Here is a 5,941-nt window from a genome sequence, read left to right on the forward strand (position 1 = left end):
CGGTCGGCTGACGCTGACTCGACCTCTCCCGAACGGGAGAAGTGGGGTTGCGGCTCCGCCTGTGCGGCCCTGAAGCAACCAGGCGCGGGCCCCCCTGGACGGGAGAGGCGGGGTTCCTACAGGCTGCGGATGCGCGGCTCGGGGCCGGCGCGCAGGAGCAGGTGCGTCAGGGCCCAGACGAGGGCGTCGAGGCGGTCCGGCGAGGCGCCGGTCGAGAGCCCGTCCGGGCCGAAATCGCACATTAGAGAATTGTGGCAATTTCCTGAGCAAAATCAGGAACATGTGCTTTACAAAGCAATCGCAGAAAAGCGTGAACAGCCGCAGAACGAAGTTCGGCACTGTAAAGCGGCAGATGGGCTGCGCGCAGACGCTGAAAATGAAAACGCCGTCGCGGGGGTAGGAGCCCGCAACGGCGCAATTCCGAATGGTTCGCAGCAAAGAACCGATGCTCAAAATAGGGTGCGGACCACGCCTCTGGCAAGGCACATCACGCTTGCCGAAATCGCTCGTGCTCTTGGCGGCAAAGTCACCGGACAACAGGTCGTGGCACCGGGGCCCGGTCACTCCGATCGCGATCGAAGCCTGTCCGTTCGCCTGTCTGTCGCTTCGCCGGATGGCTTTGTGGCTCACAGCCATGCAGGCGACGATTGGCGCGTCTGCCGAGACCACGTTGCGTCGGCTCTGGGCTTTCCAGCTGATCGCTGGCGGCGTGTCTGCGATGAAGATCCTGCCGCCTCGCAGCGGCGCAAGGAGGTCCGGCACCGGGTCGAGGAGCAGCACCGCGCCGAGACGCTGCGCCGCCAGCGCCAAGCCCTTGCCATGTGGCAAGATGGGCGCGACCCGCGCGGGACCGTCGTTGAAGCCTACCTGCGGTCACGCGGCCTCATACTGCCGGCCGAGATCGCAGGCGAGGCCCTGCGCTTTCATCCGCGCTGCCCATGGGAGGCCGGCACCGCGCCCGCGATGGTTGCTGCCCTCCGCTGCATCCGCACGGGCGAGGTCCTAGGCGTTCATCGCACGGCACTGTCGCCAGACGGGCAGAAGCTCGGGCGTCGGATGTTCGGCACGGCCGCCGGCACCGCGATCATGCTGGATCCGGAGGAGATCGTTAGCGTCGGCCTCACTATTGGCGAGGGCATCGAGACCTGCCTTGCCGCTCGGCAGCTCGGGCTCACCCCCGTATGGGCACTCGGCAGCGTCGGGGCGATCGGTGCCTTTCCCGTGCTACCCGGCATTGAGACGCTGAGCGTCCTCGCCGAGAACGACGCGGGTGCCAGCGCCCGGGCCTGCCAAGAAGTAGGCACCCGCTGGCATCGCGCGGACCGGCTCGTCGACATCATCAAGCCCCGGGTCGGCACTGACATGAACGACGTGCTTCGGGAGGGCTCCGCAGCATGCCGTTGAATGAATCGCACGCTCAACACGATCCTTTCGTGCGAGAGCCTTTTGCCCCGCTTGGAAGGCAGCGGGATGATCCGTTGCTCGGCTTCACCTTTGACGGGGACGCTCTACCCGATCCGCCCCGGTACCTCGTGAAGCACATGCTCCCTGCGGAAGGCGTTGCGATGCTCGGTGGCCAGTCGGGCGCCGGTAAAACCTTCACGGCTATCGACTTGGCTGTGTCGCTTGCAACAGGCGAGCCCTTCTTCGGCCGGAGGATTGGGGAGCAGGTTGGCACCCTCATCCTCGCTGCGGAAGGTGCCGGAACGATCGCTACGCGAATCGAAGCCGCGCGCACAGCTCGGGCCGGCGTGAAGAGGCTTCCGATCGCTTGGATGGGAGCCGTTCCCAACCTCGCTGACGCCGAGGAGGTGAGGGCGCTGCAGCCCAAACTACGCGAAGTCGACAAGCGCATGCGCGAGGCTTTCGGCGTGCGCCTCGGCTTGATCATCATCGACACAATGGCTGCGGCCTTTGCCTTGAAGGACGAGAACGACGCAGCCGAGGCGCAGCAGGCTCTTCGGCATATGCGGATGCTGGGCGACCCAATCGGCGCCCTTGTCCTGCCTGTTCACCACTACGGCAAAACCGAAGAGACGGGCCTACGCGGGTCATCCGCTTACCGTGGCGGTGCAGATGCCGTTCTGAGCGTCCTCGCTGATCGCAACCAGGTCACGGGTGAGGTCAGCGAACGCTCTCTGAACCTTGCGAAGAGCCGCTACGGCGAAGAGGGACCGATCGCTGCCTTCTCGCTCCGGTTCATCGAGCTTGGAATTGACGATGACGGTGACTCGTTTGGCGCATGCGCAGTCGACGTTGCGCTCGATTCTGCACCGCCATTATCGCGCAAACGCCAGCCCAAGGATCCGCTCGCGATCGTGGCGCTCAAGGGAGCGTTCGCTGAAGTCATCAGCAGCGGTCAGGACGTTCCCGTAATGGGCGATGGCCCAACCGTGCGTGCGGTCACCGTCGAGCAGATCCGCGGCGAGTTTCGGCGTCGCTACGCGACGGGTGAGACCGATGCCGAGAAGAAGGCCAACACGATCCGGCAGGCGCTCAAGCGAGCGCTGGCAGCCTGCTCGAAGCACGGGTTCCGAACCGGCTCTTGGGGTGGGGAGGAATGGCTATGGCAAGCGTAGCGGTGACGGGCGTGACACCCGTGACAAATGGCAAATGTCACGCCCGTCACGCCCCCTGCAGCCGTGACATGTGCCGTGACATCGAGGAGCCCCCCTACGTAGTAGGGGCTCCCATGTCACGCCTGTCACGCGGGCTGATTTCCGCGTCACCGGCTTCAGGGCCGATTTTGAGGATGTCACGCTTTTGCGGGGTATTCGATGATCGCCCCGGCCGACCAATTTGGCCCGTGGGCCGCTGGCATCGAGCCAGCCGAGCGCATCGCCAGATTGCGGAGCCTTCGCACCACCGTTCGGCTGAGCACCGGGCCCCGCGGTGAATACCTCGCGGATCTCCTCGCCCGCGCCGAGCGCGATGACCGGCACCTTGAGCCTGCTCTCGCGGCCCTCCATCGCCTTGCACCCATCGACCGCCGCAGCGTGCTCTGCAGCTTCGCCGCCCTTCACCGATCCGCTTGAGGAGTCTTCGCGTGACCGCGCTTCCCGTCGAGATGGACGCCGCTGCGATTGAGCACGCGATCCTGACCCTCGCTCGAACCGGCGGTCCAACAGCATGACGCCGCGTGAGCAAGCCGCCTTCAACGCCGGCATCGAGGTCATGCGTCAGATGGCGATGGCCGCTGCCGTCACCATCGAGATTCGGGATGACGCCCAGGAGGTCCGCCAGCGGGCCGCCGTCGCCGCTCTGCAGGGCCTCGCCGAGGGCGCCAAGGCTCTGAACATCACGACTCACGCCGAACGGGATGGCTGACATGACGACAGGCAAACCCTCGCCGCCCCCCCGCAAAGGAGTGCGCCCCGGTGGCATGGAGGCCAAGATCCTGGCGCAGGCCAAGGATCCGCAGCGCGTCTCTGAGCTGCTGGCGGAGAAGGCGCTGCAGGACGCGATCCGCCGCCGACGCAACCAGCCGGCCCGGTATGATGTGAAGATCGATAGCGCCGAAGACGGCACGTTGCGTCTCGCACCATCGACGGGCGGAGAGGTGACGGACCTTGCCAGGCGCCTCAATGCTTTCGGCACGCCCTCGGTCGACTTTGCGGCGTACATGGTCGGCCAAGTCGCCACGGCCGCACGTAGCGCCGGGCGCAACTTGCCGACTTCGGCCCAACTCAACGCCGCCCTTGCCGTCGTAGACGGGACCGAGCCTGAGAACGAGACCGAGGCCATGCTGGCGGTTCAGATGTTCGCCACGCACGACGCCGCGATGGCGATGCTAGGGAGCATGAAGCAGGCGGGTGATGTCGTCCGGCAGCAGGAGACCGGCAACCTCGCGATCAAGCTGCTGCGGACCTACACGGCGCAGATGGAAACGCTCGCCAAGCTCCGCCGCGGAGGCGAGCAGAAGGTCCGTGTGGAACACGTCCACGTCTATCCAGGCGGACAGGCTGTCGTTGGCGACGTGACCGTAAACGGCGGATCAAACCCGGTCGGACAGGAACCGCAGCGTCTCAACCGCCAGCCGTAGAGCCCTTCGCGCCTCTCGCCTGTCGCTGACGGCTGCCGCTGAATAGTACCCATGCCGGAGGTTCGCGGCGCCAGCTCGCGCCCGACCTTCCGGCGTCCTCGCTCCCGTGCTCTTGCCACCGTGAAACCGGCATCGCCCGTTCTTCATCGCGGGCGACATGCACGCTCCGCCGTCCCGCCTTCTCGCCCCACAGCGGGGCGCGGCAAAGGCACCCTGCAGACGAGCGCAACCGCACGGTTCATGGGGTGGACCTTCGACTTTTTCGGCCGCCCCCCTGTCCCCGGCTTCAACCTTCAAGGCTCTGTCGATCATATAAGCCACCCTACCACTGCCCGACGCCGTTGGCTTGCTCGCCTGCTCTGGCCGAAGGCGCGACCATCGCGAACCTGTTGAAACGCTTGAGAGGATCCAGACGGCTCGCCACGTCGGGCAGCCCACCAAGATCATCGCGAACCACCCCGTTGGAGACAACGAGGCATGAGACGCCCTGATGAATTGGCGGCAGTAGGTGGCAGATGGCCCTGCATCCGTGAAGGGTAAGGTGATCTGGCTGATGCAGCCGCCGCTCACAGTTGAGGAGTGGGCAGAACGCTACACGCCTCGCGACGAGCACATACGTTGAGTAGCGCATGGCCGCTGCCGCAATGCGCGGGAGTGTAGTGGGGCAAGCGTGACACGTCCCAGATCGCGGCGATGCCACCACAGCTGAAACGGTGGGCGCAACGACCAAGGCGAACAGCTGGGTCACCAGGTTCACGCCTCTTTGGACATTTGGCACAGCTTCTTCGTCCAGCTGGTCATCCAGAGACAAGCAAGAGCGTGAATAACAAAGCTGATTAACATCCCGCGGCGATCATCGCGTTATTATACGTTTCGTAGCATTCCTTGAATGCTCCAGCTTGACCACTCGACCCCCCACCGATATTGTTCCACCGCTGATAGCAAATATCACGGTTCTCCCTAAACTTCGGGCATGCGCTGGACTGATTGGATCTCGTCACATTACTTTGGGAGCCGCCGCCCTGCGAATTGCGTTCAAGAGCCTTACGTCTAGCCTCATTAAGTTGCTCTGCGATTTCCTGCCCGAGATCTCCAAAAGAGTAATTATTGCCGTATTTAATCCCCTTTTTATCAAAATGTCGGGAGGAAACGATAGTTACCCTATTCGGATAGCCTGTCTCAAAAAAGTAACGGGCGTACTTTGCCCAAAACTCCACAACCTCGTGTTTGTCATCTGCCAAGATTTGTACAAGTAAATTGCACCGTTCGCACTCTCCTGTGTTTACTCCGACCATCATGGTAATTTTATCGGTAGAGTAGGAATTTCTGCCGATTAGTATCTTCTTGTCGTCTACATCTTCCTCATGGAAAGTTTCCATAATCAACTTTTCCTTAACCTCTGAGAATATGCGAGGGATAGTTTTTCCCGACAGGATACCAAATGACATAGTGCTATTGCCGGTCTTTGCTCGTTTAGATGGGGGCGCTTCTTCAGTTTCTTCGTAGACAAGTTTAGTGCCGGTATTGTCATTGGTAATACGGGCTAGATTGCGGGGAACTCTGATCCGGTAGGTACTCTGATAATCATGCACAGGTTGACTTACGGTGATTTCCTTTGCGTGCAAAAGGCTCGACTGCTGACTGCTTGATAATGATTCTACATATTGTAAGTTTGAATAATCATTTGCTTGAGCTGTACTGAGGCACATTGGCAGAATACAGAATGTTGAAACTAGGACCGCAACATATAAGCTCAAACGTCCCGTAGGCATGTTGTATCTCCTGGCAAGAAAACAAATTCAGCAACTTCGCAGACAGACTTCCCTTCTGATGCCGCCCCGCAGTCTATGGCTGCGCGCTAATCAAATCACCGGGTGCTTCATGATGCTGGACCTAGGG

6 protein-coding genes and 1 pseudogene are annotated in these 5,941 nt (G+C 61.9%); 4 read left to right on the plus strand and 3 right to left on the minus strand.

Annotation, left to right across the window (positions count from 1 at the left end; genetic code table 11):
- Positions 1–116 precede the first annotated feature (116 nt).
- Positions 117–242 (minus strand): annotated as a pseudogene (locus MOX02_RS32695) (hypothetical protein); the annotation flags it as partial.
- 7 nt (positions 243–249) lie between these two features.
- On the opposite strand from MOX02_RS32695, the gene MOX02_RS20050 reads away from it, so the two are divergent.
- The 4 genes from MOX02_RS20050 to MOX02_RS20065 all read left to right on the plus strand — a co-directional run bounded on the left by MOX02_RS20050 (position 250) and on the right by MOX02_RS20065 (position 4,042).
- Positions 250–1,404, plus strand: coding sequence for a DUF7146 domain-containing protein (locus tag MOX02_RS20050; RefSeq protein ID WP_170267929.1), 1,155 nt, complete (start codon positions 250–252; stop codon positions 1,402–1,404).
- A 74-nt stretch (positions 1,405–1,478) separates the two neighbouring features.
- Positions 1,479–2,579 (plus strand): ATP-binding protein, encoded by a 1,101-nt coding sequence (locus MOX02_RS20055; protein ID WP_170267931.1) that lies wholly within the window; start codon positions 1,479–1,481, stop codon positions 2,577–2,579.
- Positions 2,580–3,129: 550 nt separating this feature from the next.
- On the plus strand, positions 3,130–3,327 hold the full coding sequence (locus MOX02_RS20060; protein ID WP_147027570.1) for a hypothetical protein: 198 nt from the start codon (positions 3,130–3,132) through the stop codon (positions 3,325–3,327).
- A gap of 1 nt (position 3,328) precedes the next feature.
- A complete protein-coding gene (locus MOX02_RS20065; protein WP_147027571.1) occupies positions 3,329–4,042 on the plus strand; it encodes a hypothetical protein in 714 nt (237 codons plus the stop codon).
- Here the strand turns inward: MOX02_RS20065 and MOX02_RS32700 are convergent.
- Both MOX02_RS32700 and MOX02_RS20075 read right to left on the minus strand, forming a co-directional pair.
- The gene (locus MOX02_RS32700) at positions 3,995–4,489 is read right to left on the minus strand and encodes an HGGxSTG domain-containing protein (protein ID WP_308632297.1); all 495 of its coding nucleotides are present in this window, start codon (positions 4,487–4,489) and stop codon (positions 3,995–3,997) included. The two genes, MOX02_RS20065 and MOX02_RS32700, sit on opposite strands and share 48 nt — an antisense overlap.
- Before the next feature lie 389 nt (positions 4,490–4,878).
- Positions 4,879–5,814, minus strand: a complete 936-nt coding sequence (locus MOX02_RS20075) for a hypothetical protein (RefSeq protein WP_147027573.1) — start codon at positions 5,812–5,814, stop codon at positions 4,879–4,881.
- Positions 5,815–5,941: the final 127 nt, after the last annotated feature.

This window comes from Methylobacterium oxalidis, from assembly GCF_007992195.1.
In the GTDB taxonomy this organism is placed as follows: Bacteria; Pseudomonadota; Alphaproteobacteria; order Rhizobiales; family Beijerinckiaceae; genus Methylobacterium; species Methylobacterium oxalidis.

Bases quoted from the DNA above. Each gene is read 5' to 3' on its own strand.
- MOX02_RS32700 (WP_308632297.1), bottom strand. From the start codon at position 4,489: ATGATCTTGGTGGGCTGCCCGACGTGGCGAGCCGTCTGGATCCTCTCA.
- MOX02_RS20075 (WP_147027573.1), bottom strand. From the start codon at position 5,814: ATGCCTACGGGACGTTTGAGCTTATATGTTGCGGTCCTAGTTTCAACA.
- MOX02_RS20060 (WP_147027570.1), top strand. From the start codon at position 3,130: ATGACGCCGCGTGAGCAAGCCGCCTTCAACGCCGGCATCGAGGTCATG.
- MOX02_RS20065 (WP_147027571.1), top strand. From the start codon at position 3,329: ATGACGACAGGCAAACCCTCGCCGCCCCCCCGCAAAGGAGTGCGCCCC.